At 71.4% G+C, this 24813-nt stretch carries 22 protein-coding genes and 1 tRNA gene; 5 read left to right on the forward strand and 18 right to left on the reverse strand.

Features of this window, described 5'->3' with window-relative positions:
- Nucleotides 1-2: 2 nt before the first annotated feature.
- The gene (locus ABD841_RS09955) at nt 3-1352 is read left to right on the forward strand and encodes an outer membrane protein assembly factor BamB family protein (protein ID WP_344969986.1); all 1350 of its coding nucleotides are present in this window, start codon (nt 3-5) and stop codon (nt 1350-1352) included.
- Between the two features lie 216 nt (nt 1353-1568).
- Complete coding sequence (locus ABD841_RS09960) at nt 1569-2789, forward strand: acetyl-CoA C-acetyltransferase (RefSeq protein ID WP_344969987.1); 1221 nt, start codon at nt 1569-1571, stop codon at nt 2787-2789.
- Between the two features lie 439 nt (nt 2790-3228).
- On the opposite strand, the gene ABD841_RS09965 is transcribed toward ABD841_RS09960, so the two are convergent.
- From ABD841_RS09965 to mfd, 17 genes are all read right to left on the reverse strand, one after another.
- On the reverse strand, nt 3229-3639 hold the full coding sequence (locus tag ABD841_RS09965; RefSeq protein ID WP_344969989.1) for a PPOX class F420-dependent oxidoreductase: 411 nt from the start codon (nt 3637-3639) through the stop codon (nt 3229-3231).
- A gap of 70 nt (nt 3640-3709) precedes the next feature.
- Nucleotides 3710-3937: a DUF4287 domain-containing protein gene (locus ABD841_RS09970; RefSeq protein ID WP_184545132.1), complete on the reverse strand. Its 228-nt coding sequence runs from the start codon at nt 3935-3937 to the stop codon at nt 3710-3712.
- Nucleotides 3938-4122: 185 nt separating this feature from the next.
- Nucleotides 4123-4905: a Bax inhibitor-1/YccA family protein gene (locus ABD841_RS09975; protein WP_344969991.1), complete on the reverse strand. Its 783-nt coding sequence runs from the start codon at nt 4903-4905 to the stop codon at nt 4123-4125.
- Between the two features lie 148 nt (nt 4906-5053).
- On the reverse strand, nt 5054-5437 hold the full coding sequence (locus tag ABD841_RS09980) for a winged helix-turn-helix transcriptional regulator (RefSeq protein ID WP_344969993.1): 384 nt from the start codon (nt 5435-5437) through the stop codon (nt 5054-5056).
- A 105-nt stretch (nt 5438-5542) separates the two neighbouring features.
- Nucleotides 5543-5615 (reverse strand) — tRNA-Leu (locus ABD841_RS09985).
- Between the two features lie 39 nt (nt 5616-5654).
- Nucleotides 5655-6215, reverse strand: a complete 561-nt coding sequence (def, locus tag ABD841_RS09990; protein ID WP_344969994.1) for a peptide deformylase — start codon at nt 6213-6215, stop codon at nt 5655-5657.
- Complete coding sequence (locus tag ABD841_RS09995) at nt 6212-6748, reverse strand: glycine cleavage system transcriptional repressor (RefSeq protein ID WP_344969995.1); 537 nt, start codon at nt 6746-6748, stop codon at nt 6212-6214. The genes def and ABD841_RS09995 overlap by 4 nt, the downstream gene beginning before the upstream one ends.
- Before the next feature lie 103 nt (nt 6749-6851).
- On the reverse strand, nt 6852-8168 hold the full coding sequence (locus tag ABD841_RS10000) for an NAD(P)/FAD-dependent oxidoreductase (RefSeq protein WP_344969996.1): 1317 nt from the start codon (nt 8166-8168) through the stop codon (nt 6852-6854).
- 170 nt (nt 8169-8338) lie between these two features.
- A complete protein-coding gene (locus ABD841_RS10005) occupies nt 8339-9139 on the reverse strand; it encodes a uracil-DNA glycosylase (protein ID WP_344969998.1) in 801 nt (266 codons plus the stop codon).
- Nucleotides 9140-9451: 312 nt separating this feature from the next.
- Complete coding sequence (locus ABD841_RS10010) at nt 9452-10546, reverse strand: hypothetical protein (RefSeq protein WP_344969999.1); 1095 nt, start codon at nt 10544-10546, stop codon at nt 9452-9454.
- 234 nt (nt 10547-10780) lie between these two features.
- Nucleotides 10781-11740 carry a Ppx/GppA phosphatase family protein gene (locus tag ABD841_RS10015; RefSeq protein ID WP_344970000.1) on the reverse strand — a complete coding sequence of 320 codons (960 nt, stop codon included), beginning with the start codon at nt 11738-11740 and terminating at the stop codon, nt 10781-10783.
- A complete protein-coding gene (locus ABD841_RS10020; RefSeq protein ID WP_344970001.1) occupies nt 11737-12291 on the reverse strand; it encodes a DUF501 domain-containing protein in 555 nt (184 codons plus the stop codon). The genes ABD841_RS10015 and ABD841_RS10020 overlap by 4 nt, the downstream gene beginning before the upstream one ends.
- A gap of 40 nt (nt 12292-12331) precedes the next feature.
- Nucleotides 12332-12745: an FtsB family cell division protein gene (locus ABD841_RS10025; RefSeq protein ID WP_344970003.1), complete on the reverse strand. Its 414-nt coding sequence runs from the start codon at nt 12743-12745 to the stop codon at nt 12332-12334.
- A 209-nt stretch (nt 12746-12954) separates the two neighbouring features.
- Complete coding sequence (eno, locus tag ABD841_RS10030; protein WP_344970004.1) at nt 12955-14232, reverse strand: phosphopyruvate hydratase; 1278 nt, start codon at nt 14230-14232, stop codon at nt 12955-12957.
- Nucleotides 14233-14381: 149 nt separating this feature from the next.
- The gene (locus ABD841_RS10035) at nt 14382-15326 is read right to left on the reverse strand and encodes a nucleoside triphosphate pyrophosphohydrolase (protein ID WP_344970006.1); all 945 of its coding nucleotides are present in this window, start codon (nt 15324-15326) and stop codon (nt 14382-14384) included.
- An 18-nt stretch (nt 15327-15344) separates the two neighbouring features.
- Complete coding sequence (locus ABD841_RS10040; protein WP_344970008.1) at nt 15345-15965, reverse strand: SurA N-terminal domain-containing protein; 621 nt, start codon at nt 15963-15965, stop codon at nt 15345-15347.
- 27 nt (nt 15966-15992) lie between these two features.
- A complete protein-coding gene (mfd, locus tag ABD841_RS10045; RefSeq protein ID WP_344970009.1) occupies nt 15993-19619 on the reverse strand; it encodes a transcription-repair coupling factor in 3627 nt (1208 codons plus the stop codon).
- Nucleotides 19620-19762: 143 nt separating this feature from the next.
- Between mfd and ABD841_RS10050 the strand changes: the two genes are divergently transcribed.
- Nucleotides 19763-20491: a class I SAM-dependent methyltransferase gene (locus tag ABD841_RS10050; RefSeq protein ID WP_344970010.1), complete on the forward strand. Its 729-nt coding sequence runs from the start codon at nt 19763-19765 to the stop codon at nt 20489-20491.
- A 74-nt stretch (nt 20492-20565) separates the two neighbouring features.
- Nucleotides 20566-21795: an adenylyl-sulfate kinase gene (gene cysC, locus ABD841_RS10055; RefSeq protein WP_344970012.1), complete on the forward strand. Its 1230-nt coding sequence runs from the start codon at nt 20566-20568 to the stop codon at nt 21793-21795.
- A gap of 174 nt (nt 21796-21969) precedes the next feature.
- On the opposite strand, the gene ABD841_RS10060 is transcribed toward cysC, so the two are convergent.
- Entirely contained in the window at nt 21970-23211 is a 1242-nt protein-coding gene (locus ABD841_RS10060) for a glycoside hydrolase family 26 protein (RefSeq protein ID WP_344970014.1), read from the reverse strand.
- Between the two features lie 366 nt (nt 23212-23577).
- On the opposite strand from ABD841_RS10060, the gene ABD841_RS10065 reads away from it, so the two are divergent.
- A partial coding sequence (locus ABD841_RS10065) for a YveK family protein (RefSeq protein WP_344970015.1) occupies nt 23578-24813 on the forward strand: 1236 nt, incomplete at its 3' end.

A 24813-nucleotide genomic window follows, 5' to 3' on the forward strand; every position in this document is an offset into this window, starting at 1 on the left:
GAATGCCCGTGATCCGGCCCCTCGCGAACCCGGCCCTGGTGCTCGCCGGAGCCCTCGCCCTGACCGGCTGCTCCGGCAGCGAAGCGGCCATCCCGGACCATCCCACATGGCACAACGCCGAGGTGAACGCGGTCAGCCGCACCGCCTCCGCCGCCGGCGTCGCCGCCACGACCTCCCTGAAGCCGGACGGCACGCTGGAGACGGTCGCCCTCGACCTCGCCACGGGCAGGAAGCTGTGGTCCCACCCGGCGACCATGGCCGGCCGCCTGCCCGGCATGGGGGTTCCCGCCCCGGCGATCGTGGAGACCGCCCCCGGGCAGGCCGTCGCGGTGGCGGTCGACCCCACCCGGCAGGGCCGCTGGAACGCCACGCTCGTCGGCCGCGACGCCCGCACCGGCGAGCGCCGGTGGAGCCGCCCGGTGCACTCCACCTTCGGCCCGCAGCGGTGCGGCAGGCTGGTGTGCGTCTCCGAGCACACCGCGCTCACCGGCGCCCGGGTCTCCGTGCTCGATCCGGCCACCGGCGAGACCAGGTGGAAGCTTTCCGGCATCGCCGAGGTCGAGTGGTCCGACGACTCCCGCGCGGTGTTCCTGCGCCTGGCCCGCCATCCCGTCCTGGAAGCGCGCGACCTGAAGAACGGTGAGGTCGCCTGGCGCCTCCCCGTCGAGCAGGCGCTCGGCGCCGGGGTCGACCTGTCGGGCGGCTGGTCGTTCGGCGCGACGGCGAGCAACCTCATCGGCTACGTCGCCCCCTACACCAACCCGAAGACGGGCAGGGTCTCCGCCTTCGGCCTGTTCTCCGTCAAACTCGCCGACGGCACGGTCAACTGGATGCGCCCGTCGGTGGTGCGCGTCTACCCCAGCGGCAGTCCCGCCTTCGCGCCGGTGGTCCGCCCCGTCGACCAGCAGGGCCGGTACGGGGGGTTCGCCCGGCTGGACGCCGAGAGCGGCCGGGTCCTCGGGCAGATCCCGGTCACCCAGGTTCCCGAGGCGGGCTGGTGGCTGGCGTTCCCGTCCCGGATGGAGAAGCTCGGCTTCCTGCGGCACGGCAAGCCGGGCGACGCCTTCGACCTCGCCACCGGCCGCAGCGCCGAGGTGAAGAACGAGCGCGGCTGGTCCTTCTGCGTGACCGACCCCAAGCCGCTCCCGCTCAAGGACCAGACCCCGGGTTTCTACTCGGTGGCCTCACTGTGCGAGTTCCGCCTCGCCGACGGTGCCCGGGTCTCCGGCTCCGGCGCCCCGCCGACCTGGTTCACCGGCAGTCACGGCGGCTGGCGGATCTGGCGCGACGAGAAGGGCGGCCTCCACGGCATCAAGGACGGCGCCGGTACCGCCCCGGGCATGTACGGCTAGATCTGCCACACCCCCGCCCCGGGCATGTACGGCCAGGTCTCCCACACCCCCGCCCGCGCCCCTCCGTACGCTCTCCCGGCGTCGGGCACCGCCGCGGGGCGGAGTCCTTGTGCGTCCAGTACAAAGTTCTGTTCCGGAGGGGCCCCGGGGCGTGGCTTCCGGCATACCGCGCGGTACGCTCCGCTGGAGGACTGAAAACGAACCCAGGAGAGCCACATGCCCGAGGCAGTCATCGTCGCGACCGCGCGCTCGCCCATCGGACGCGCCTTCAAGGGGTCCCTCAAGGACATCCGTCCCGATGACCTGACCGTACAGATCATCCAGGCCGCGCTGGCCAAGGTCCCCCAGCTCGACCCGAACACCATCGACGACCTGATGCTGGGCTGCGGCCTGCCGGGCGGCGAACAGGGCTTCAACATGGGCCGGGTGGTGGCCACCCTGCTCGGTCTGGACGGCGTGCCGGGCACCACCGTCACCCGCTACTGCTCGTCCTCGCTGCAGACCACCCGGATGGCGCTGCATGCGATCAAGGCGGGTGAGGGCGACGTGTTCGTGTCCGCGGGCGTGGAGTGCGTCTCCCGCTTCGCCAAGGGCAACTCCGACTCGCTGCCCGACACGCAGAACCCGCTCTTCGACGACGCCCGCGCCCGGTCGGCCAAGGCCGCCGAGGGCGGCGGCGAGGTCTGGCACGACCCGCGCGGGGACGGCCGGCTGCCCGACATCTACATCGCCATGGGCCAGACGGCGGAGAACCTCGCCGGACTGAAGGGCATCTCCCGCCAGGAGCAGGACGAGTTCGGCGTCCGCTCGCAGAACCTGGCGGAGAAGGCCATCGCCAACGGCTTCTGGGAGAAGGACATCACCCCGGTGACCCTGCCCGACGGCACCGTGGTCAGCAAGGACGACGGCCCGCGCGCCGGCACCACCTACGAGGCGGTCTCCCAGCTCAAGCCGGTCTTCCGGCCGGACGGGACCGTCACCGCCGGCAACTGCTGCCCGTTGAACGACGGCGCCGCCGCGGTGATCGTGATGAGCGACACCAAGGCCGCCGAGCTGGGCATCACCCCGCTGGCCAGGATCGTCTCCACCGGTGTGACCGGCCTGTCCCCCGAGATCATGGGCCTGGGCCCCGTCGAGGCCTCCCGGCAGGCCCTGGCCAGGGCGGGCATGTCCATCGGCGACGTGGACCTCGTGGAGATCAACGAGGCGTTCGCCGCCCAGGTCATCCCGTCCTACCAGGATCTCGGCATCGACATCGACCGGCTCAACGTCAACGGCGGGGCCATCGCGGTGGGCCACCCCTTCGGCATGACCGGCGCCCGCATCACCTCCACGCTGATCAACAGCCTGGCCTTCCACGACAAGTCGATCGGCCTGGAGACCATGTGCGTCGGCGGCGGGCAGGGCATGGCCATGGTCCTGGAGCGCCTCAGCTAGTGCGGCGGGCGAAACCCCTGCCGGGTCGCCGGTCGTCCGGGCTCGGCAGGCGACGGTTTCCCGGACCCGGCGGGTTCTTCCGGTCACGGCACCGGTGGGCCGGGTTCGGGTTCCCGCCGCGCCGGTGAGGCGCCTACGGCGTCAAACACCTGGCCGACGCCTCGGCGATCCCTCGGTTGACGGCGCGGAGTCCCGGCATCAGGACACCGGACCGCAGGCCCCGGCGGGCGGCCGCGGGCGACGGCTCCGGCGCGAGGCCGTGCGCCGGAGCGGAGGGCGCTCACCGGTGCGCCCTCGTCCTGCCGGTAGCCGAAAGACTGCCGGCGCACCCCGGGCAACCGCCGGGCCACCGCCCCGCTCGCTCGACCAGCCGAGGTCCGGGCCGAGTTCCGCGGGATCCGGCGGTTGCCCGGGACGTGCCGACCGTCGACAGGGCTACTCAGCCGTGGACGTCGGGCCCGGCGCGGGTGATCTCTATCCTCACGATCACCCGCCGGTCCCGCTCCATGGCGGCCCGGTAGTCGTCCCAGTCGGGGTGCTCGCCGGAGATGTCACGGTAGTAGTCGACCAGGGGTTCCATCGCCTCGGGCAGCGAGACGACCTCCGCGGTCCCCTCCACCTGAACCCACGGTCCGAAGAAGGCATCGGTCGTCACGCAGAGCGTCACCCGTGGGTCCCGGCGCAGGTTGCGGACCTTCACCGCGGTCTCCCGGCTGCTGACGACCGCCTTCCCGTCGGCGTCCACGCCCACGGTGACCGGCGAGAGCTGCGGACGCCCGTCGGCGTGCCAGGTCAACATGACCGCCCGATGGTTGTCGCGGAGGAACGTGCGGGCCTCGTCAAGATCCATGGGTCCATCATGCTCTCACACGGCGAAGCCCGCACCACTGGGGCGGCGCGGGCTTGGCGGGTTAGACGGCTTACAGGTGACGGGTACGACGGTGCCGCTCGTGCTCGTGCACGATCGCGGCGGCGTAGCCGTGGGACAGCCCGTGCTCATCGGCGAGCCAGTTGGCGCGCTCTTCGCAACGTAGGAAAGCCGGGCCGTTGTCGATAGCTTGGAACCACTCTGGGAGTGCGCGTCCCGTGATGTCCGGAACCCTGGCGATCAGCTTGTTCTGCGTCTCCAGCGAGTGGTTCAACGACATGAGCACCTCCACGGATAGGCTCCTTTGCTCGACAGTGCATCACGAATGCGCAGATAGCAAGCCCTCAGGCGCTGTCTTCCACTGCAATTCGTCAATCTCCTGTCGCCCTGTGTTCACCGGCGTGCCCGTTCCCGGACGCGAAAAACCCCGCCGAAGGCCTGCTCCGGCGGGGTTTCCCACGTGTGCTAGTCGTTGCTCGTGAAGTAGCTCAGGAAGCGCAGGATCTCCAGGTAGATCCAGACCAGGGTGACGGTCAGGCCGAAGGCCATCAGCCACGAGTACTTCTCCGGGGCGCCGGCCCGCACGCCGCGCTCGACCTCGTCGAAGTCGAGCAGCAGGAAGAAGCAGCCGACCAGGATGGCGGCGATGCTGAAGACGTAGGCCAGCGGGCCGCCCGAGCGGATGCCGATGCCGTCCTCGATGAAGAAGCCGGCGACCAGGTTGACGAGCATGAGGCCCATCAGGGCCAGGCCGGCGGCCACGACGAACTTGGTGAACTTCGGCGTGACCCGGACGATGCGCAGGGCGTACACCGTCAGCATCGCGCCGAAGGCCAGCGCCGTGCCGACCACCGCCTGGAAGACGATGCCGTTGTACAGGTCGTTGTACACGTGGCTGACCACGCCGACGGCCACGCCGTAGGCGACCGAGTAGCCGAGGATCAGCACCGGGTTGGTGCTCTGCTTGAACGAGACGATCAACGCCAGCACCAGGCCGACGAGCACACCGGCGATCATCGCGCCCACGCCCAGGTTGAGCGCCCAGGCGGCCGCCGCCGACACGACGAGCGTGCCCAGCGTGATGAAGCCGCGCACGACCACGTCGTCGATCGTCATCGTCCGTTGCGCGGGCGGCGCGTAGGACGGCGCGTCGTACATGCCCTGAAGCTGCTCGGGCGTCGGGACCGGCCCGCCCCAGGCCTGCTGGCCCTTGGCTTGCCGACTGAAAATGGGGTTCTTACTCTCCATCGCTGCCTCCACGCTGCGACCTACGCGATCAGCGTATTAGATCGGTTGTCACACGGCCGTATCGTGCTGGTATCTAAAGTTGTTCAGGTGGCCGTACGGCTACCGCCGCTGCTGTCAACGAACGGCACCCGGACCTGGTTCCCGGTCCTCACACCCGACTCTCCACCCTCTCGTCGAAGACCCGCCGGGACGTCTCGACCTCGTCGAGGTGGCGCTGGGCCCACTCGCAGATGGCGGCCACGGCGACGAACAGCTCACGTCCGATCGCGGTGAGCACGTACTCCACCCGCGGTGGCGAGGTCGGGTGGACGGTGCGCTCGACGACGCCGTCGCGCTCCAGGGAGCGGAGCGTGCGGGTCAGCATGCGCTGGTTGATCCCCTCGACCCGGGCCTTGAGCCGGGAGAAACGCTGAGCCTCGGCCCCCAGGGCGGCGATCACCAGCATGGACCACTTGTCCCCGACACGGTCGACCATCTGCCGGGGGACACCGCCGGCCCGGAACACCGCCTCCAGGTTCGCCTCGCTCCCCATGGTTACTACTTTATACCAAGTAACCCCGAATCGGCAGCGGGCCGAAAAACAGCCCATGACCGCATTCTCACTGGTCACGGGCCGAAAGTTAAATAGGCAATCTTGTGCCCCCGGAGGGACTCGAACCCTCACTCGAACCCTTTTAAGGGGTTTGCCTCTGCCATTGGGCTACGGGGGCGCCGCAATCATACGGAACAGAACACGCATACGTAACTGTTCACGCCATCCTTCTCTTCACCCTCTTCTCCAATCGGCGGACCGCCCACGCTCCAGGGACCCGGTCAAGGAATAGCACACCGTCGAGATGGTCAAGCTGATGCTGGATGCACCGGGCTTCGAAAGCGTCGGCGTGGACGGTGAGAGAGGCTCCGGTACCGGGGTGTTCACCGCGGACGGTGATGCGTGTGGCGCGCGGGACGTCGCCCACGAGACCCGGGACCGACACGCAACCCTCGCGGGCGGGCTCCCAGCGGGAGGCCGCGACGAGGCGCGGGTTGGCCATGACAAGCTCTCCGGCGCACGAACGTGCCCGGGGATGGCGGGAGACGTCGACCGAGAGCAGGCGCCAGCCCACGCCTATCTGAGGGGCCGCCAGGCCCATGCAGCCACGCGAGTGGCGCATGGTGGCCAGCAGATCGGCGGCGACGGCGACCACGCGGGGATCCGCCGGATCGACGGGATCCGCCCGGGAGGTCAGGAGGGGGTGGGGGGCGCCCACCAGGGGGCGGGGCGTGCCGCTCGCGAGCGCGGTCCCGCGCGCCGGCCGGAAGGCCGTCACAGCACGTCCGGGTCGGCGGGGCGGAAGGTGATCCCCGAGCCCAGGCCGGCACCCGTCTCGGCCAGGTCGCGCATGAGACCGGCCACGTCCACCTCGGCGCGCAGGCGGACATCGGCGATCAGGACGTAGAGGGTGCCGCACAGGCGGCCGGTCATACCGGTGATCTCACCACCCGCGGCGGCGAGCACCCCGGCGACCGCGGAGATGATGCCGGGACGGTCGGGCCCGTGGAGGGTGAGGACATAGCACAGGCCCGCGGGCCCGGCGGGCCGGGAATCCGCAGCGGGGTCCTCGTCGGCGCCGCGCCGGGGCTCGCGGCGGGACCCGATCTCGGTGGTGGTGACGACCAGGCCGGGGAAGGCCGAGGAGGGTGGGACGGTGCCGGAGACCAGCATCATCATCGCGACGTGGCCGCCGAGCAGCGTCATCGCCGAATCCTCGATGTTCGCCCCGTACCGGGCGATCGCCGAGGTCACCTCGGCGATCGTGCCCGGCCGGTCCGTTCCCAGCACCGTCACCGCTGACCGCCCCACCCGCGGACCCCTCCCTGGCCGACCGGGGCTCAGGGAACGGGCGCGGAGATCAGCGACAAGTCCGGATGAGGCCCCAGCTACTGCTACCTGGGGTGCCGGGGACTCAGGTCGTCGCCGCGGCGCGGAACTCCGCGCGCGGCGCCTCGATCTCTCCGAGCGAGACGGTCTCCCGCTTGAAGAAAAGCGCCAGAGTCCAGTCCGCCATCACACGGACCTTGCGATTGAAGGTAGGCACCCGCGACAAATGGTAGGTGCGGTGCATGAACCATGCAGGAATTCCGCGAAGCTTGACCCCGTAGACGTTGGCGACGCCCTTGTAGAGGCCCAGGCCGGCGACCGATCCGACATACCTGTGGCGGTAATCGACCAGTTCCTTACCGTGGATCTGGCGGGTGATGTTGTCGGCGAGCACCTTGGCCTGCCGGACGGCGTGCTGGGCGTTGGGCGCGCAGTACTGGCCCGGGTTGGTCACGTCGGGCACCCCCGCCACGTCACCGGCCGAGAAGGCGTCCTTGACGCCGGCCACGGTGAGGCGGGTGGTCGTCTTGATCCGGCCGCGCTCGTCCAGGGGCAGGTCGCCCGCGTTGACGACCGGGCTGGGCTTGACGCCGGCGGTCCACACGATGGTGGCCGACTCGAACTCCTCGCCGTCGGAGAGCTTGACCAGACCGCCCTCGCACGACTCCAGGCGGGTGTTCATCTTGACCTCGATGCCACGCTCGCGCAGCTGCTCGGCGGTCCACTTGCCCATCTCGGGACCGACCTCGGGGAGGACGCGGTCGCTGGCCTCGACAAGGACCCAGCGCAGGTCCTCGCGCTTGATGTTGCGGTAGTAGCGGATGGCGTCGGTCGCCATGTCCTCCAGCTCGGCGAGCGCCTCGATGCCCGCGAAGCCACCGCCGACCACCACGAAGGTGAGGGCGCGCTTGCGCAGGGCCTCGTCCTCGTCACTCTCGGCGCGGTCGAGGAGCGCCAGCACACGGTTGCGCAGCGCGATCGCCTCACCGACCGTCTTGAAGCCGATGGCGGCGTCCGCCAGGCCGGGGATGGGGAGCGTACGGGAGATCGAGCCGGCGGCCATGACCACGATGTCGTACTCGATCTCGTGCGGGGTACCCACGTTGGGCGCGAAGTCGAGGGTCTTGGAAGCGTGGTTGACCTTGGTGACCTTGCCGTTGAGGATCGTCGCCTTCTTCAGGACCCGCCGGAGCGGGACCACCACGTGCCGGGGCGAGAGGTTGCCCGCCGCGGCCTCGGGGAGGAAGGGCTGGTAGGTCATGTGGGATTCGGGGGTCAGGACGGTGATTCGCACGGTGCCATCGCGCAGTTCCTTGCGGAGCGTGTGCTGCAGGCGCAGCACGGTGTAGAGGCCGACGTAGCCTCCGCCGACGACCACGATGTGCTTGGAGTTGCGATCCACGACGACGTCATCCTTAGGTTCGAGGCTTGTGAAACCTTTCACAAGCATACGTCCGACCATCCGATCACACCAGCCGGGGGTCGGGAAACTTGCTCGAAATTTCCGCTACCCGCTAGAAACGATGCACTTTCGCGTAAGAATTCCGCACGATCTTCTCTTTGTGATCGATTTCACAAGCCCCGGAGCACGTTTGCCCTGCTGAAGAGCGTGTCGAGCATCTCGGCGGTCACCCGGCCGGTGAAAGTGTTCTGCTGGCTGGGGTGATAGCAGCCGAGAAGATACGCCGACCTCCCGTCCGGCGAGGTCAGCGGCACTTCGGCACCGTGCCCGAACGGCGGCCGGGGCCTCGGCAGGGCGTACCCGGCGTCCTTCAGCGCCGGCCAGAGCGCCTGCCAGGCGAAACCCCCCAGTGCGACCACCACGCGCAGGCTCCCGGAGACCAGCGCGATCTCCCGGGCCAGCCACGGGAAGCAGGCGGCCCGCTCCGACGGGTCCGGCTTGTTGGCCGGCGGGGCGCACCGGACGGCGGCCACCATACGCGCACCGACCAGGCGCTGGCCGTCGCCGGCTCGGACGCTGGTCTCCTGCACGGCCATGCCGGTGCGGTACAGCGAGGCGAACAGCCAGTCGCCGCTCCGGTCACCGGTGAAGATCCGCCCGGTCCGGTTGCCACCGTGCGCGGCCGGAGCCAGGCCGACGATGAGGACCTCCGGCTTCTCCTCGCCCCACCCGGCGATGGGGCGCCCCCAGTAGGTCTCCGCGGCGAAGGCCCGCCGCTTGACCGTCGCGGCCTCCTCGCGCCACTCCACCAGTCGCGGGCAGGCCCGGCAGACCGACTGCGCGGCGGTGAGTTCGGCGAGCGTACGGCTCGACTCCGCCAGTTCCCGCACCTCGGCGGGGTCGCGGGCGACGGGCGTGGCGGGCGTGGCGGGGTCGCCGGGCCAGCCGGATCCGGGAGGAACGTAGGTCATGCCTCGATGGTGCCCGACGTGGCGGACCGCCCAGCCCCACGGTCGCACGCACAGCCCCACGATCGCGCACCCCACGGTCACGCAGCCCTGCGGTCGCGCAGCCCCGCGGTCGTACCGCTCCCGGTTCGCGCGCCTCGAAGCGGGGCGGGGGAAGCAAGAGGTGGAGGCCGGAAGCGGAGGGCGGGAGGCGCGAGGTGGCGCCCGGGAGCGGGACCGGGAAAACAAGAGACGGCGCCCGCAGGATGCGGGCGCCGCCTGTTTCACGTCCGATGCGACCCGGCGCCGGGCGCCGGGCGCATGACCTCGGTTCCGCTAGGCCGCCGTGGAGGTGGCAGCCGGGGCGGGGGTCTGCGTCTGCGTCGGGGTGGGAGTCGGGGTCGGGGTCGAGGACTCAGCGGGCTTGCACGTGACCTTGCCCTCGACGGTGCCGGTGGTCGGGCCGTGGTACAGGTCGATCGCGCGCTTCGCGGTCCCGGACGCCGAGGCGTTCCAGGAGTCGCTCACGGTCTGGCGCTGCGGGCCGTGGCCGCTGAAGTAGACGCTCTGCCAGTCACCCGGGACACCGTCGCGGACCCAGCGGTACTTCACGTGACCGCGGCCGTGCGAGGCGCTGATCGTGCCGGTGAAGGTGCGCGTGACCGGGCAGGTGCCCTCGTAGGCGGACGGGGCGTCGACCGACGCCCAGACCTTCGGCGAGTCGTCCTTGCACCGGATCTTGAAGTAGGCGCGGTTGGAGGAGTTCTCGACCGGGTCGACGATCTCCAGAGCGGCCCAGCCCCTGAAGTCGTCGCGCGGCTTGAACACGTGGACGACCTTGCGGGAGTCGCTGACACGGACGGCGTCACGGTCGACAACGTGACCGTTGACGATCCAGCGGTAGTGCACCCAGCGAGGGCTGGAGGTGGTGATGCGGCCGATCAGGGCGGCTTCGCAGTTGCCCTCGTCGACCCAGACGGTGGCGCCGATGCCGGGGTTGACGACCTCGTGGCCGCCGTCGTGCCCGCCGCCGCCGCAGGAGACCGAGAAGCGGCCCTTGCCGGAGGTGGCGCCGCGCGGGGCGAGGACCTGGACGGCCTGCCACCCCTTGACGTCACCCTTGAAGGTGGCCTTCTCCTTGACGGTGAAGCTCTTGACACCCTTGCCGCGGAAGGTGAAGGTCTTCACCTTGCTCTTCGATCCGTCGCCGCGCAGCCACCGGTAGGCGACCGTGGTCTTGCCCTTGACGGCCTTCACCTTGATCTTCGAGGAGAAGGTCACGTTGACGGGGCAGTCACCCTTGTAGTTCGAGGGGGACGCCTTGGGCGTGCCGGCCGAGACCGCGGGCCTCGGCTTGGCGGCGGCGGAGGCCGGCGCCGCGCCCGAGCCGCCGGCCGCCGCCGCGGGCGTGGCCAGTAACCCTGTCGCCATCGTCGCCAGCATGGCCGCGCTGGCTCCCGCCGCGGCTAGCTTTCGTGCTAGTCCGGATTTCATGAGGGGTTGCTCCGTTCGGGTTGGAAGCATAAAAGCGCCCCAGGAGACGGTTGCCGCCCCGACACCAGCTGTGCCGGGCCCCACGGCAAAGCCTCGCTAAAGCTCCTTTACCTAACCATAGAACGCGAACGATGCTCAATACCGCGTAATACGACCATTGTCTAGATCTCGTTACGACTTTGCGGCGGACCAGGCGATGCCATCGAGAATGTCACGCTCGCTGACGACCACCTCACCGAATCCGTACCTCGCCATGACGCGGTCCAGAATGAGCGCGCCCGTCCCGATGACGTCGGCCCGGCCCGGGTGCATGACGGGAATGGCGGCCCGTTGCGCGCCGGTCATTCCCAGCAGGCGCTGGGCGATTTCATGAACATCGTGTGCCGTGATTCGCGCGTGGTGGATTTTCTTCGGGTCGTATTCCGGCAGGCCAAGCGCTATTCCCGCGACGGTGGTGACGGAGCCGGCCAGCCCGACCAGGGTCAGCGCCCGCTCCACCGGCACCTCGGCGGCGACACGGTCGAGCGCGTCGTCGATGTCGGCGGTCACCGCCTCGATCGCCTCGGCCGACGGCGGGTCGCCCGCGTCACGGAGGTGGCGCTCGGTCAGCCGGACGCACCCGATGTCGACCGAGATGCCGGCCTCGGCGTGCGTCATGCCGAGCACGAACTCGGTCGAGCCGCCACCGATGTCGACCACGAGGTACGGCGGGCGGGTGCCCTCGGGGGTCGGCAGACCGGTCTCGAACGAGAAGTGGACCAGGTCGTGGGTGGCTCCGGTGAACGACAGTTCGGCCTCCTCGTCCCCCGTGACCACCTCCGGCTCCACCCCGAAGATCCCGCGGACGCCGTCCACGAACTCCTGCCGGTTGGTGGCGTCGCGCGTCGCGCTGGTGGCCACCACGCGGATCGCCCCGGCCCCGTGCCGCTCGACGAGCTCGGCGTAGCCGCGCATCGCGGCGAACGTGCGCTCCAGCGCCTCGGGGGCCAGCCTGCCGGTCTTGTCGACCCCCTGGCCCAGGCGGACGATCTCCATCCGCCGCTCGACGTCGGTCAGCCTGTCGTGGCCGATGTCGGCGATGAGCAGGCGGACGGAGTTGGTGCCACAGTCGATCGCGGCGACGCGGATCACGGGGTCTCCTTCGGGGATTCGGCACTCGCGGGCTGGAACGGGTCTTCCTGCTCCCCGGCCGGGCAGCACGGGCCGGCGGCCCACCACTCGCCGATCGCGTCGAGCGCCTCGCGGCCGAAGGGATTGCTCCCGGGCACCGCGAGCTCGTGGCCGACCAGGGCGTGCAGGCACTTGACCCGGGTGGGCATGCCCCCGGCGCTCTGCATGTCACGCGGGAGCGGCTCCAGACCCTCTTCCGCGGCGGCCTTGTCGCGGCGCGCGATGTAGTCGTCGTGGGCGGCCCGGTAGGCCGCGGCCAGCTCCGGGTCATGGGCGAGCCTGGCCTGCATCTCGCGCATCGTCCCCGACGTTTCGAGCCTGCCGATGGCCGAGGCGGCCTTCGGGCAGGTCAGGTAGAAGGTCGTGGGGAAGGGCGATCCGTCGGGCAGCCTCGGAGAGGTCTCTACGACGTCGGGCAGCCCGCACGGACAGCGGTGCGCCACCGCGCGCAGGCCTCGCGGCGTCCGGCCGAGCTGCCGCCCCACCGCCGCCACATCGCGATCATCCACCATTCGTGACACCCCCTGAAAGACGACATCCAGGGTATCGGCGTCATCCGGCGGCCTTGGCCGCCTTCTGGCCCGTACCGCTGTCGGCGGCCTTGACCGAGTTCCACAGCGTCTCGTACCACGGCGGCCTCGCGGCGGCCTTCTTCGGGGCCCCGGCGGCGCCCTTGGCCGGCGCGGGCGACTTGCCCATGACCACGTAGCACTTCTGCCCGGGGTCGCAGTAGTACAGCCGCTCCCTGGCCTGGCGCTTGATGTAGCCGGGGTCCTGCAACTGCTTGAGGCGGTCGTCCAGAGCCTTGATCGCCGCCTGCTCCCTGGCCTTCTCCTGCTCCAGCTGGGCGATCTGGCGACGCTGGGCGATGTACTCCCTGATCGGATAGGCCAGGCTCATCGCGATCGCGCACACCACGACCGCGAGGACCGCGGCCCGTCCTGTCAGCTGCGGCCGTTTCGCCATGCGCCCCTCCCCGTCCACACTCCGGCGGTGCCGTCCTCCGTGCCCGGTACGGCGGCCCCGACACCGGCGGACGGCGGATTCACCCGCGGTCTCCCGGCGGTGCGCGACCGTGTTCACCCGCGGTGCGGCTTACGCCCGGAATCGGACGCAAGCCGCGAGACGAAACTACCGCCGCGGGCGCGGGAAGACCGCGCGACCCGCGTGACGAGCTACCGGCGGAAGCGCGGGAAAGCCGAGCGACCCGCGTAACGGGCCGCGTCGTCCAGCTCCTCCTCGATGCGGAGCAGCTGGTTGTACTTGGCCACGCGGTCGGAGCGGGCCGGGGCGCCGGTCTTGATCTGGCCGCAGTTGGTGGCCACGGCGAGGTCGGCGATCGTGGTGTCCTCGGTCTCGCCGGAGCGGTGGCTCATCATGCAGCGGTAGCCGCTGCGGTGCGCCAGGTCCACGGCGTCGAGGGTCTCGGTGAGGGTGCCGATCTGGTTGACCTTGACCAGCAGCGCGTTGGCGGTGCCCTCGGCGATGCCGCGGGCCAGGCGCTCGGGGTTGGTCACGAACAGGTCGTCGCCGACGAGCTGGACCTTGTCGCCGAGCGCCTCGGTGATCGCGTGCCAGCCCTCCCAGTCGCTCTCGTCCAGCGGGTCCTCGATGGAGACGAGCGGGTAGTTCGCGACCAGGTCCTCGTAGAAGGCGATCAGCTCGGTGGCGGACAGGCCCTTGCCGTCGATGGTGTAGACGCCGTCCTTGTGGAACTCGGAGGCGGCCACGTCGAGGGCCAGCGCGACGTCGTCACCGGGCACGTAGCCGGCCTTCTCGATGGCGACCAGGATGAGGTCCAGCGCGTCGCGGTTGGAGGGCAGGTTCGGTGCGAAACCGCCCTCGTCGCCGAGGCCGGTGGCGTAGCCCTTCTCCTTCAGCACCGACTTCAGGGCGTGGTACACCTCGGTGCCCATCCGCACGGCCTCACGGAACGTCTCCGCCCCGATCGGGGCGATCATGAACTCCTGGATGTCGACGTTGGTGTCGGCGTGCGCGCCACCGTTCAGGATGTTCATCATCGGCACGGGCAGCACGTGCGCGTTGGGCCCGCCGAGGTAGCGGAAGAGCGGCAGCTCCGCGCTCTGCGCGGCGGCCTTGGCCACGGCCAGCGAGACACCCAGGATGGCGTTGGCGCCCAGACGCCCCTTGTTGGGCGTGGCGTCCAGATCGATCATGACCTGGTCGATGCTGCGCTGCTCGGCGGCGTCGAACCCGATGATCTCCTCGGCGATCTCGTCGGTCACCCCGAGGACGGCCTTCTCCACGCCCTTGCCGCCGTAGCGCCGGTCACCGTCGCGCAGCTCGACGGCCTCGAACTGGCCGGTGGACGCACCGCTGGGAACCGCGGCGCGACCCTGGCTGCCGTCGTCCAGGAGGATCTCGACCTCGACCGTCGGGTTGCCCCGGGAGTCAAGGATCTCGCGGGCGGTGACACCCTCGATGGAAGCCACGAAGCGCTCCTAAAGTCGCAGGACAGTTTGCCTCAGAAGCCTATCGAGGACTACTTGCCGGTACGGCGACGGGCACGCCTCCGGAAGGCGACGGCGACCGGTCGGGCAGGGGCCGGACGCGATCGGGAGCCGGTCCCGCGGCGCGACGGTCAGACCCGCCGGTCCCGGACCCGGTCGCGGTAGGCGCGGGCGACGGCGCGCAGCTCGGCCTCGGGGTCGAGACCGGCCTCGTGCGCCCGGCGGACGAGCTCGAAGAGCCGGGCGCCGATACCGTCGGCCGGGACGTCCTCGGGCAGGTCGGCGGAGGCTCCGGCGCGCTCGGCGCGGCGCAGGAGCTGGGCGGCCAGGGAGAGCGCGGGCTGCCCCATCGGGACGCCGTCGACGGCGGAGCCGGAGTCGCCGCCGTTCTTGGCGGCGCGCTCGGCCGCCTTGATGGTCTCCCAGTTGGCGCTGACCTCGTCCGCGCCCTCGACCTCGGTGTCGGCGAAGACATGCGGATGGCGGCGGACGAGCTTGGCGACGATCCCGTCCGCCACGTCGTCGACGTCGAACCCGTCGGCCCGGTCACGGGCGACCCGCGCGTGGAAGACGATCTGTAGCAGCAGGTCGCCGAGTTCCTCGCGGAGCGCCGCGTGGTCGCCCTCCTCGATGGTCTCCAGCACCTCGTATGCCTCTTCGATGAGGTAGGGCGCCAGCGACTCGTGGGTCTGCCGGGCGTCCCACGGGCAGTTGACCCGGAGCCGGTCCATCACCGAGACCAGGTCGAGCAGCCGCGCCCCGGGCAGGTCGTAGGAGCCCGGCACGACCTCGATCACCGGCGGGTCGTCGAGCGCCACCGCGGCGTAGCCGATGGAGCGCATCAGCTCCTCGTCGGCCTCCAGCCACACGACGGTCGCCGCGCGGGCCTCGCGGACCAGCGCGGCGGGATCCGGCGTGACGACCTCGACCTCGACACCGGCCTCGGCGAGGTAGGGCAGGAGCGGGTGCCCGGCGGAGCCGGTGCGGACCGGGCCCTCCTCCAGGACCTGCCAGGCGCGGCGGCTGAGCAGCCCCGGGGCGACCCGGGGCGAGGTGGTGACGACGATCAGCGGCATGGCCCCGAAGCTCTGCTGCTACTGCGCCTGGGCGACGGCGGGGAGCTTGCCGAAGCGGCCGCTGTCGACGAAGACACTCGGCTGCTCCTGGCTGCGCCGCTCGTTGATCACGCCGTACCGCGGGTTCCAGACGATCTTCACGGCCTGCAGGTCCTTGAGCGCCTGCTGCTCGCCACGCTGGAGGGCGGCCTCGTCGTTGCCGCCGCCGTACTTGGCGGCGAGCTTGGTGATCATGATGCTGGACTTGACGAAGTCACGCCCGTACGAGGGCGCCACGGCCTGCTGAAGGAGCTGCTGCTCAAGCTGGGCCTGGCCGCCCACGCCCGCGATCGCCTGGTCGACCTCCGCCTCGGTGACCGTCACGCCCTTGCTCTCCGCGGCCTTGGCGCGCTGCTTGGAGAGGGCGAGCTGGTAGAGCACGAGCTGCGGGACGCTGTCCTGGAACTGCAGCTGCGAGGGCGAGGCATTGATCTTCGCCAGCGCGGCCTCGTACTCCCGCACGTTCCTGTCCAGCTCGCTGGTGGAGATCCGCTCCCCGCCCACGACGGCGGCGGCACCGGCCTGGTTCGGAGAGCAGGCGGTCAGCGCGACTCCCGCGGCGGCGACCGCCAGGATGACGCGCACTCGAGTCGACTTCACATGCGTTCCCTTCACGACAAACGCCGCTTACTTTACCTGCACGCCCTCGAGGAACATGGCCTCGACGAGATCGCCACACCACTTGAGCAGATCCAGGTCGCGCAGCGGCTGACCGCCCAGGGGCCTGGTCTTGGGGGCGGGCACCAGCAACGTACCGGCCGCCTGCTTCAGCAGCGCCTTCGGGTACAGCCGTTGGAGCCTGACCTGCTGGGAGTCTTTCAGCTCCACCGGCGCGAACCGTACGTTCTGCCCCTGGAGGGTGACATCGGTGAGCCCGGCCTTGCGGGCGCGGATGCGGAACCGGGCGACCTCGAGGAGGTTCTCGACCTCCTGGGGCGGGCGGCCGTAGCGGTCGGTGAGCTCGTCGCGCACCGCGCCGATGTCGGAGTCGGAGCCGATCGCGGCGATCCGCTTGTAGGCCTCCAGGCGCAGCCGCTCGGAGGTCACGTAGTCGTGCGGGATGTGGGCGTTGATCGGGAGCTCGACCTTGACCTCGGGCCGCTCCTCCTCCTGATAGGTGCCCGAGAGCTTGGCCTTCTGCTCCTGCACGGCCTCGGCCATCATGCGCACGTACAGGTCGAAGCCGACGCCCGCGATGAAGCCCGACTGCTCGGCGCCCAGGATGTTGCCCGCGCCGCGGATCTCCAGGTCCTTCATCGCCACGTACATGCCCGCGCCCATCTCGGTGTGCTGGGAGATGGTGGCCAGGCGCTCGTGGGCGGTCTCGGTGAGCGGCTTCTCCGGCGGGTACAGGAAGTAGGCGTAGCCGCGCTCGCGGCCCCGGCCGACCCGGCCGCGCAACTGGTGGAGCTGGGACAGGCCGTAGTTGTCGGCCCGGTCGACGATCAGGGTGTTGGCGTTGGGCACGTCCAGGCCCGACTCGACGATCGTGGTGGAGACGAGCACGTCGTACTCGCGCTCCCAGAAGCCCACCATGATCTTTTCGAGCTGGTGCTCCTGCATCTGGCCGTGCGCGACGGCGATCCTGGCCTCGGGCACCAGCTCGCGCAGCGTGGCGGCGACCCTGTTGATGCTGGCGACGCGGTTGTGGACGAAGAAGACCTGCCCGTCGCGCATCAGCTCGCGCCGGATCGCGGCGCCGATCTGCTTCTCGTCGTACGGGCCGACGAAGGTGAGGATCGGGTGCCGCTCCTCCGGCGGGGTCAGGATCGTCGACATCTCCCGGATGCCGGTGAGGCCCATCTCCAGCGTGCGCGGGATGGGTGTGGCGGACATGGCGAGCACGTCCACCTGCGTCCGCAGATGCTTCATGGCCTCCTTGTGCTCGACGCCGAACCGCTGCTCCTCGTCGATGATGATCAGGCCGAGGTCCTTGAACCTGATCTCCGGCGAGAAGAGCCGGTGCGTGCCGATCACCACGTCGACCGAGCCGTCGCGCAGGCCCTCGACGGTCGCCTTCACCTCGGCGTCGGTCTGGAACCGCGAGAGCGGCCTGACGTTCAGCGGGAACCCGGAGAAACGCTCGGCGAAGGTCGACAGGTGCTGCTGGACCAGCAGCGTGGTCGGCACCAGGACCGCGACCTGCTTGCCGTCCTGCACGGCCTTGAAGGCCGCCCGCACCGCGATCTCGGTCTTGCCGTAGCCGACGTCGCCGCAGATCAGCCGGTCCATCGGGACCGGGCGCTCCATGTCGCGCTTGACCTCGTCGATGGCCTCCAGCTGGTCGGCCGTCTCGGCGTACGGGAAGGCGTCCTCCATCTCCCGCTGCCAGGGGGTGTCGGGCCCGAAGGGGTGCCCGGGGGAGGCCATGCGCGCGGAGTAGAGGCGGATGAGCTCGCCGGCGATCTCCTTGACGGCCTTCTTCGCCCTGCTCTTGGCCTTGGCCCAGTCGGCGCCGCCCATCCGGTTCAGCGTGGGCGACTCGCCGCCGACGTAGCGGGTGACCTCGTCGAGCTGGTCGGTGGGCACGTAGAGCCGGTCGCCCTTGGCGTACTCGATCACCAGGTACTCGCGGGTGGCGCCCTGCACGGTCCGCTGCACCATCTCGACGTAGCGGCCCACGCCGTGCTGCTCGTGCACCACGTGGTCGCCGACCTTGAGCTGGAGCGGGTCGACCATGTTGCGGCGCCGGGACGGCAGGCGCCGCATATCCTTCGTGGACGCCTTCTGACCGACCAGGTCGAGATGGGTCAGCACGGCCAGGGTCGGGGTGACGAAGCCGTGCTCGACCAGGCCGGTGGTGACGTGGACGACCTTCGGGTCGGGGGCCCGGTCCAGGCCCGGCACCAGCCGCGCGGGCAGGTCGACGCCCTTGAGCAACTCGACCATGCGCTCGGCGGGGCCGTGGCCCTCGCTGAGCAGGACGACGACCTTGCCTCCGTCCAGCCAGCCCTTGATGTCGGCCAGCGCCCGCTGGGTGTCGCCGCGGTAGGCCTCCGCCTCACGCGCCCCCAGGACGATCGCGCCGCCGGGATCGCCGCCCGGGCCGCCGGCGTCCGGGGCCCCGCCGAGACCGCCGAGACCGCCGAGACCGCCGAGGTCACCAGGGTCGCCGAGGTCGCCGGCCGGGTCACCGCCGCCGAACGGCGCGATCGACCACCAGGGCTGGCCGAGCTCGCGCGCGTGGTCGCGGATCTCCTCCAGGGTGCGGAACGCCGCCGCCCCCAGGTCGATCGGCGCCTCCCCACCGGACGCCGCGTTGATCCAGGACGCCTCCAGGAACTCCTGGCTGGTCCGCACCAGCTCGTCGGCGCGCCCGCGGATCCGCTCCGGATCGCACACGAAGACCGCGGCGTGCTCCGGCAGGTGGTCGATCAGCAGGTCCATCTCCCCCGCGAGCACCGGCGCGAACGCCTCCATGCCCTCCATCGGGATGCCGTCGGCCAACTGCTGGAGGATCTCGGCCAGTGACGGATGGCGCTCGGCGAGCTCGCGCGCCCCACGCCTGACCTCGTCGGTCAGCAGCAGCTCACGGCAGGGGGCGGCGAACAGGCCGCCCTCGGCGACTTCGAGCGAGCGCTGGTCGGCGACCTTGAACCAGCGGATCTCCTCCACGGTGTCGCCCCAGAACTCCAGCCGCAGCGGGTGCTCCTCGGTGGGGGGGAAGACGTCGAGCAGACCGCCCCTGACGGCGACCTCGCCGCGCTTCTCCACCATGTCGACCCGGTGGTAGCCGTTCTCCACGAGGCTGTGGACGACCTCGTCGAGGTCGGCCTCGTCCCCGGCCCGCAGCCGCACCGGGCGCAGGTCGCCCAGGCCCCGCACGATCGGCTGGAGCAGCGCCCTGACCGGCGCGACGATCACGTGCAACGGGCCCGCGGCGACGTCCCCCTCCACCGGGTGGGCCAGCCTGCGCAGCACGGCCAGACGCTGGCCGACGGTGTCGCTGCGCGGCGACAGGCGCTCGTGCGGCAGCGTCTCCCAGGCGGGGAAGACGGCGACGGTGCTCTCGTCCAGGAGGCTGGTGAGCGCCGCGGCGAGGTCTTCCGCCTCGCGCCCGGTCGCGGTCACCGCGAGCACCGTCCCGGGTGCGTCCCGGGTGCCCTCCCTGGCCAGCGCGGCCACCGCGAAGGGCCGCAGCGCCGGCGGCGCGACGAGCGCCACATCGGACGGGTCGCCCTCGCGGACGTCCCGCAGCACGGAGGCCAGCCTCGGCTCACCAGCGACAAGGTCAAGAAGACCGGAAAGGCTCATCAGAATCGCCCACAGCCTCACGACGGCAACACGACAGGCCCCCGGCCGCGAGGACACGGGGGGTACTCGACCAAGGCTACTTGGCTTGGGACCATCCCTCGTAGGGGGTGACGAATCGTGCGTAGTTTACTACTCTCTGTGACATGGCAGAGGTGAGGTCGGTCGTCGACCGAGACGACCTGTTAAGTCGGCGGATCCGGGAGCAGTGGGCCGGCCAGCTCGGCCGGCGGCTCGACATCCTGGTCGCGGGGTGCGGCTGGCCCGAGCCGCTGGACCTGTCGCAGATGCAGACCCGGGTCATCGGGATCGACGAAGACCACCCGGCGCTGCGGGCGCGCACGTCCACCCGGGACGACCTGGACTCGTGGGCGCTGGGCGACCTGCGCTCCGTGCCCGTGCCGCCGCGCGCGTTCGACGTCGTCTACGTGTCGTTCCTGCTGGAGCGGATCGAGCACCCCGAGCTGGTGCTCGACCGGCTGCTCACCGGCCTGCGCCCCGGCGGCCTGCTGCTGGTGCGGATGCGCGACCGCGCCTCCGCGTACGGGACGTGCGATCGGCTGATGCCCGCGGCGCTGCGGCGGGCGCTGTGGCCCCGGTTCGCCCCGCCCGGCGCCGTGGGCCCGCTGCCCGCCGTCTACGAGCAGGTCGCCTCACGCGAGGGCATGCACTCCTTCTGCCTGGTACGCGGGCTGATAGTGACCGAAGACGTCTTCGGCGTCAGCGGGCCCGCGCTCCGGGGACCTCTGGGTAAGCTTGCCCGCGCCGCCTGCTCGACGGTGGAGACCCTGTCCAGGGGACGCCGGCCCGCCTCTCACGACGAGATAACCATGGTGATCCGCAAGCCCCAGAGCCACTTCGCCCGGTTGATCTGAGGTTTCTCCGGGCCGGAGGGGTCCGGCCTGAGCGGGCGCGGCCAGGAAGTCCGACAATCGGGATTGTGGAGCAGATGACGGCGCCTTTCGAGTGGACCCCCGACGCCCGCGAACTCGCCGACCTGGAGCTGCTGCTGTCCGGCGCCTTCAGGCCGCTGACGGGCTTCATGAGCTCGGCCGACGCGCACTCCGTCGACCGGCACGGCGTGCTCGCCGACGGCACGCGCTGGCCCGCGCCGGTCACCCTCACCCTGCCGGACGACCACCCGGCCGCCCCCGGCGACCGGATCACGCTGCGCGACCCGGAGGGCGCCGCGCTGGCCGTGCTGACCGTCACCGGGCGCGAGGACGGCCTCGTCTCAGGCCCGGTCGAGGGCCTGGACACCCCCGAGCACGGGCCCTTCGCGCGGCTGCGCCGCACGCCGGCCGAGGTGCGCAAGGAGCTGGGTGACGGGCGGGAAGTCCTGGCGGTCACCATGCGCGGGCCGCTGGACGACCTCGGCGAGATCGTGGCGACCGCGGAGGAGCTGGAGGCGACGATCCTGCTGCTCCCCCTGGCGTTCGGCGAGGGCGGCCCCGCGGTGGTCCGCGCCGCGCTCAAGGCCCGCGACCGGCTGCCGGAGGGCACGCTCCTGGCGGTGGTGCCGCTGGCCCCCCGGGAGCAGGCCGTCGACCTGGAGCTGCGCGAGCGCGTGGCCGAGGCCTACGGCGCGACGGAGCATCTGGCGGGACCCGAGCCCGTGACCCTGCCCGGGCCCCCGCACCGGCGGGGGCTGGTGGTCTTCTTCACCGGGCTGTCCGGGTCCGGCAAGTCCACGATCGCCCGCGGGCTGCACGACGCGCTGCTGGAGCGCGGCAGCCGCACGGTGACCTACCTCGACGGCGACGTGGTCCGGCGGCTGCTCTCCGCGGGGCTGACCTTCTCCAAGGAAGACCGCGACCTCAACATCCGCCGGATCGGGTTCGTCGCCGCCGAAGTGGCCAGGCACGGCGGGCTGGCGATCTGCGCGCCCATCGCGCCCTACGCCGCCACCCGCGACGAGGTCCGCGCGATGGTCGAGGCCGTCGGCGCCGACTTCCTGCTGGTGCACGTCTCCACGCCCCTGCAGGAGTGCGAGCGCCGCGACCGCAAGGGGCTGTACGCCAAGGCCCGGGCGGGGCTCATCCCCGCCTTCACCGGCGTCTCCGACCCCTACGAGGAGCCGGAGGACGCCGACCTGGAGATCGACACCACCGGCGTCAGCGTGGAGCGCGCGGTGCGCCAGGTCCTCGACCCGCTGGTCCGGGGCGGCTGGGTGCGCTGACGGCACGCCCGCCCCCGGGCCGGCCGGTGTGCCGGACCGGGCGGCGGTGCGCCCGTGTCAGGACGATCGGGCCCGATGACGGACCGCTCCGGGGACGGAACGGCCCCGGAGCGGGTGGACCGGCGGTGGCCGCTCCGGCGATCGGGCCGCGGGAGCGGCCGCCGGGCCCGGTGGTCAGCCGGCCGGGACGGCCGCCGGGCGCAGGTGGGGGTCGCGGGCGAGCTCGGTGAAGGCCTGCCGCCCGCCGGGCGTGGTGTCGAAACGGGTGTCACCGCGGGGCGCGCGGGGCGAGTCGAAGTAGACCAGCGCCTTGATCTGCGGGTAGTCGGGGAGTTCCCGGCGAACCGAGGTGAAGAAGGACTCCTTGAACCGGGGGTGGTCGTATCGCTCGAAGACGCCCCACTCGGCGATCATGACCGGCTTGCCGGGGAAGCGCCGCTGCATCCAGCGGTAGAACCCCGGCCAGTCCGGGGTGTCGGAGCGGATCTTGTTGACCAGCCCGTCGAAGCTGCGGACCCGGTCGTCGACGTAGGGGTCCATCGCCACCCAGTCGACCACGTCGTCGCCCGGGTAGAGCTTCTCGAACCAGGGTCTGGCCGCCCAGTTGGGCGCGCCCATGTACGTCATCACGGTGACCGCGTTCTCGACCCCCCGCTGCCGCAGGCGGCGTACCACGTGCCGGTACATCGCCGCGTAGTCGGCGGCGGTCATGCCCGAGCGCGGGGCGGTCCGCACGTCGTTCTCCGGCTCGTGGTGGATCGTCAGGAAGAACCTCTCGGGGAAGTGCTTCACGACGTGACGGGCCAGCCGGTCGATCCGCTGGTCCAGCTCGCCCCGGGCGATCTGCGCCCAGGTGTGCTCCACGGACGGCTTCCAGTTGACCAGCAGGAGCCTGCGGCCGTCCGGATCGCGGGCGACGGCCCGCTCCTCGGGGGTGGGGAAGAGCTCGTCACCCCGGTGGTAGACGTGCACGATGTCGGCCGGGCGGCCCATGCGCCTCTCGGCCCGCTCCAGGGCCCGCGCGGGGCGCCTGCCGGTGAAGATCTCCGGCGCGACCCCCCACCAGGCACCGCACGCGGGGACGAGTTTGTCGGAGACCTCGCAGGCGGCCTCCGGGGGACGGACCTGGGTGAGCCCGCCGGCCTCCGAGGCGGGCTCCCGCGCCGCCGGGCCCCCGGGGTCGTTCCCGGCCGCCCCGCCGGAGACGTCCCGGCCACCCGGAACCGTCCGGTCACGGCCCTCGCCGTCCGCCGCCGCTCCTGCCGAGGGGCCGGTCGGAGCCCCGGCCGGGGGACCGGCGGAAGGCCCGGCCGAGATGCCGGGGCGGGGCTCGGCGACCGGATCGTCCGCCGCCCCGGAGGCCTGGCCGCAACCGCTCAGCCCCGGGACGCTCAGGGCGAGGGACCCCAATCCCACCGCCAGGACGAGACCCGATCCGCCAATCCTGACCTTTCGCGGGAATATGTCTATAGAGGCATTTGTCCGATGCAACGGTTCCTCACAGATGCTGCGCTTGACCATTTACCGCCGTCTCGGGAAGACACCTTTCCACCCTTTGGACGTGCCGCGTCGCGGACTTTGCCCGCCCGTTGCGGGGACCCGGATCGACCTGGGGGAAATATCGGATAAACGAGAGTTATTTTCTCGTGATCAGCGGGGAAAGCGTGAAGAAAATCTTGCGTATTGGTCCGTGGAAAAGGAAAGCCGACCTATAGTTCCAAGGGTCCCAGCCAGTTCCACCCGCCCGCGGCGTCCGTTCCGCCGGAGAGAGACCGCCGAAGCATGAGCCCGTCACCGGACGACCGCCCTGTTCGCCACGCCGGCGGAGACCTGGCGGACTACGCGTCACTGCTGCGCCGCCGGTGGCCGATCGCACTCTCGCTCCTCATCGCCGGGACCGGTTGCGGCGCCGCTCTGCTGCTGGTCACCCCGCGCTCCTACACCGCCTCCGCCCAGGTCCTGGTGACCGCGACGGGGCTCGGGGAGCAGACCAACCAGGTCACCAACCGGCAGCGCGAAGCCCTCAACCTCGACACCGAGGCGCAGGTCGCCCGGTCCTCCGTGGTCGCCGCCAGAGCCGGGCGGACGCTCAAGGGCACCCCCGGCCCCGTCGAGGTCTCCGTGCCGCCCAACAGCTCGGTCCTGGAGATCTCCTACACCGCCGCCGGCCCCGAGGCCGCCGCCGCCGGGGCGAGCGCCTACGCGCACGCCTACCTGGCCCACCGCGGCGAGGCCGCCACCCAGGCGCTGCAGGCACAGCTCAAGGCCGTGCTCGCCAAGCTCAGGCAGGTCAACGCGGGCCTGGCCAAGGCGGCGGCCGAGATCCCCGGCCTGCGGCGGGGCAGCCCCGAGCGGGTCCTCGCCCTCCAGCGGCAGAACGTCCTCAGACGCCAGGCGTCCACCCTCGCGCTCAGATACGACGCGCTCAAGACCGTGGCCGTCACCCCCGGGTCGGTGATCAGCGAGGCGGTGCCGCCCACCGGCCCCAGCGCTCCCAGCCCGCCGCTCTGCCTCGGCAGCGGGCTCATGGCCGGCCTGCTCTCCGGGGTCGGGGTCTCCTGGCTGCGCGACCGCCTCGACACGGGTCTGCGCACCGGCGCCGACGTCAAACGGCTGACCGGCCTCGACACCGTCAGCGGCGAGGAGATGCGCGGCCTGGCCGGTGCCGTCCTGGTGGTCGCCGTGCCCGGCACCTCCTCCCGCGAGGTGACGCGCGCCGCCCGCCGGCTGGCCGAGCGGGGAGTCCCGGTCATCGGCGCCCTCGTCGCCGACCCCGCCGATGCTCCGGCGGCCGGGCGCGGCCCCTCAGCCGGCGGCGGCCCAGGAGGCCCGAACGGCCCCGGCGGCCCGGGAGTCCCGGGTGGTCGGGGCGGGCCGGGCGGCCCGGGAGTCCCGGGCGGTCCCGCCTGGGACCCACGGGCGGGCCAGGAGGGGGGGCGACGCGCACCCGGGCCGCCCTACCAGAGCGCACCGGGGCAGGGCCAGGGCCAGGCACCCGGACCCGCCCACAGCGGCGTC

Origin of the sequence: Streptosporangium fragile (assembly GCF_039534445.1) — a bacterium.
GTDB classification, from domain to species: Bacteria; Actinomycetota; Actinomycetes; order Streptosporangiales; family Streptosporangiaceae; genus Streptosporangium; species Streptosporangium fragile.